Source organism: Rhodococcus sp. ENV425 (assembly GCF_002887785.1).
GTDB lineage: Bacteria > Actinomycetota > Actinomycetes > Mycobacteriales > Mycobacteriaceae > Rhodococcus > Rhodococcus aetherivorans.
Genome location: NZ_PCZU01000198.1, coordinates 1 through 804 on the forward strand (window position 1 = coordinate 1; position 804 = coordinate 804).

Genomic DNA, 804 nt, shown 5'->3' on the forward strand with positions numbered 1-804 from the left:
CCCGCAGCAGCGGGACTGGACCACCGACCAGACGCAGGAGATCCCGCGCACCGACCTGCGCAAGGAACCGCCGCAGCAGTAGTCACGAGCGCCGATGCCCCTCCCCGATCCGCTCGGGGAGGGGCATCGGCGTTTTCGTGGGCGCGCTCGTTCGGCCCGCGGCAACCGAATGTCACACGGGGTCAGTCGGATCGAACAGCTGTCACATTCGGCCCCGCGGGGTGGGCCGCGCGGACCGCCAGCACGGAGACCACCGTGGCGGTGACGGCCGCGACGGCCACGGCGACGAGCACGAACTGCCGGGTGGTGGACGCGACGGTGAGCATGAGGGTGGCCTCCACCGCGAGGCCGGCCCACGCGACGGCGGCGAGATGGGTGCGCTCGCCCGCGATCGCGGACAGCAGTGCCCCCTGCAGCACCGCCAGGCACGCGCCCTGCAGCGCGAACAGCCACAGCAGCGACTGCACCGGGGCGTACGCGTCGCCGACGAGCAGCGGCACCAGCGGCGCACACACCGCCGCCCCGGCGACAAGGACCGCGCCGATCCCGACGAGGACGGCCAGGGCGGACCGGACGGCGGCCGCGGACTGGGCGGGGTTGGCCATCCGCGGGTACAGCACCACCCCGACGGCCTGCGGCAGCCAGAACGCGACCTTCGTCGCGACGGCGCCGAGCGCGTACAGCCCGGCATCCTCCGGGTCGAGCACGGCGCGGGCGAGCAGCAGGTCCAGCGAGGTCAGGGCGATCAGCGCCAGCTGCACCTGGGAGGCGCGCAGTACCGCGGGCACGCCGACCGCCGGGGCG

At 74.9% G+C, this 804-nt stretch carries 1 pseudogene; it reads right to left on the bottom strand.

Going from position 1 to position 804, the window contains the following annotated elements:
* Positions 1–182: 182 nt before the first annotated feature.
* Positions 183–804, bottom strand: a pseudogene (locus CQZ88_RS16610) (polysaccharide biosynthesis protein); the annotation flags it as partial.